Origin of the sequence: Flavobacterium caseinilyticum, from assembly GCF_004349085.1 — a bacterium.
GTDB classification, from domain to species: Bacteria; Bacteroidota; Bacteroidia; order Flavobacteriales; family Flavobacteriaceae; genus Flavobacterium; species Flavobacterium caseinilyticum.
Genome location: NZ_SMFM01000021.1, coordinates 1 through 2646 on the forward strand (window position 1 = coordinate 1; position 2646 = coordinate 2646).

Annotated in this window: 2 protein-coding genes; both read left to right on the top strand. The window is 36.6% G+C overall.

Going from position 1 to position 2646, the window contains the following annotated elements; translation table 11 throughout:
- The first annotated feature begins 181 nt into the window (after positions 1-181).
- Complete coding sequence (gene istA, locus E0F89_RS16945) at positions 182-1729, top strand: IS21 family transposase (RefSeq protein ID WP_099713508.1); 1548 nt, start codon at positions 182-184, stop codon at positions 1727-1729.
- Positions 1730-1746: 17 nt separating this feature from the next.
- The gene (istB, locus tag E0F89_RS16950) at positions 1747-2484 is read left to right on the top strand and encodes an IS21-like element helper ATPase IstB (RefSeq protein ID WP_099713507.1); all 738 of its coding nucleotides are present in this window, start codon (positions 1747-1749) and stop codon (positions 2482-2484) included.
- Positions 2485-2646 lie beyond the last annotated feature (162 nt).

A 2646-nucleotide genomic window follows, 5' to 3' on the forward strand; every position in this document is an offset into this window, starting at 1 on the left:
TGGAAAAACCGGTCAAATTGACCACCCTATTCCAGTGTAAATTGACCACCAGTTTCGGAGCAAACTGACCACCACTTTCCAGTGCAAATTGACCACCTGATTTTGGGGTACAATTGACCATTAAAAACTACTAACTTTTTCATGTTGTTAGCACCATACATTCGTTAAAAAAATACGGATTATGGCAAACAAAATAACAGACATGAGTAAAATTAGAAAAGCAATTAAATTCTATTGTAACGGCAAGAGTAAGTTGTTTATAAGTAGCTACTTATCCCTTTCTAGGAATACGGTAAAGAAGTATATTTCTTTATTTGAAGTCCTAGGATTAAGTATTGAAGTGATTAATGAAAAAACAGATGCAGAACTGGAACTTTTGTTTTCACACACTACCGTGGAATCAATTAGTCCCAAATTGCAGATACTTCATGATTTTTTTCCTAAAATGGAACGCGAACTAAAAAAAGTTGGTGTTACCGTACAACATATGTGGGAGCAATATATTGCCGTAAACCCTGATGGTTACAGGAGTTCACAATTTGGTCATCATTACAAAACATGGGGTAAACGAGTCAATCCAGTGATGCACATGAATCACAAAGCTGGTGATAAAATGTATGTGGATTATGCAGGAAAAACACTCTCCCTTATTGATAAAGACACGGGAGAAATCAAAGAAGTACAATTTTTTGTAGCCATATTGGGAGCCAGTCAATACACCTATGCCGAAGCTTCTATGAGCCAACAAAAGGAAGATTTTGTTACATCGGTAGAAAATGCCATGCGTTTTTTTGAAGGCACTCCTGCGGCAATTGTCCCCGATAATTTAAAATCTGCAGTGATAAAAAGCAGTCGTTTTGAACCAACAATTAATGAAACCTTGGCTGATTTAGCCGAACATTACGAAACTACTATCTTGCCTGCCAGGGCTTATAAACCAAGAGATAAATCATTGGTTGAAGGAGCTGTCAAGATATTGTACAGAAGGATTTATGTAAATCTAAAAGAAACTAAATTCTTTTCTCTGGAAGAACTAAACCAGCAGGTATGGGATTTACTTGACTCTCATAATGGTAGAAAACTCACAGGACGTCCTTATTCTCGCCTGGAATTATTTTTAGAAGATGAGAAACAAAAACTACGTCCACTACCACAAGAACGTTTTGAAATCAAATACCAATCCTTTGCAACAGTAATGCAAAACGGGCATGTTCAATTAAGTCAAGACAAAAATTACTACAGCGTTCCGTATCAATACGTAAAGAAAAAAGCGAAACTATTGTATACCAAATCAACCGTAGAGATCTATCACAAATACAATCGGGTAGCTGTCCATGCACGAAATTACAAACCTTATGTCTATACCACCACCCCGGAACATTTAGCCAGTACGCATCAATTTGTAGCTCAGTGGAGCGCTGCTCGCTTCATTGATTGGGCTAATAGTATTGATGAGTCAGTAGGAGAATATATTATGCAGATAATCGAAAGTAGAAACCATCCTGAACAGGCCTATAAAAGTTGTTTAGGAATACTAAGCTTCGAGAAAAAGGTAGGGAAAGAGCGATTAATAAATGCCTGCAGGCGGGCACTTGATTTTAAAATTTACAATTTTAAGACCATTCAAAATATTTTAGAAAACAACCTAGACCATATTGATTTTGAACAGGAACCCGAGCAGGAACTCCCGAGTCACGGTAATATAAGAGGAAAACAGTATTATAATTAAATTAAAACCAAGTAATCATGAATGAATCCACAGTAACAAAAATGAAACAAATGAAGCTTTATGGCATGTTCAATGCTTTTAAAACAGCCATTGAAAGCGGAAAAACAGACCATTACACGCTCGATCAGTTTGTATCGATGATTATTGATGCCGAATGGGACGAAAGGCACAATCGTCGTATTCAGCGCAGTATCACCAATGCCCGATTCCATTACAAATCAAATATTGAAAGTATCAATTTTGACCAAACCCGTAATCTTGACCGAAACGTAGTACTGCGTCTGGCAGAATGTGAATTTGTAGAGAAAAACGAAAACATTTTAATCACGGGAAGTACCGGTGTAGGTAAAAGTTATTTAGGTACCGCATTGGGTTACCAAGCCTGCATACAAGGTTTTAAAGTAAGTTATTTTAATACCTCGAAGTTGTTTGCTAAATTAAAAATGGCCAAAGCAGATGGTTCTTACCTACGAGAATTGGCCAAAATAGAACGGCAAGATGTCATTATATTAGACGATTTTGGACTCCAAGCACTAGACAGTCATAACAGAATTACCCTTTTAGAGATCATTGAAGACAGGCATAATAATGGTTCTATAATTGTAACATCACAAATCCCGGTACAAGGCTGGTATGACATCATTGGAGAAAAAACCATAGCTGATGCAATTCTGGATAGACTCATACATCAATCTCACCGACTCGAATTACATGGAGAATCTATGAGAAAGAAAAGAGGAATAAACAAAGGGTAATATTTTAAGTATATTTGAACACTAATTAACAGATGAAAAAAAGTAGTTTTTGATGTAAAATGTAGGTGGTCATTTTGCTCCGGAATTAGGTGGTCATTTTGAATTGGAATCAGGTGCTCACTTTAAATTGGAATTGGGTGGTCAATATCACTGGAATTTGCA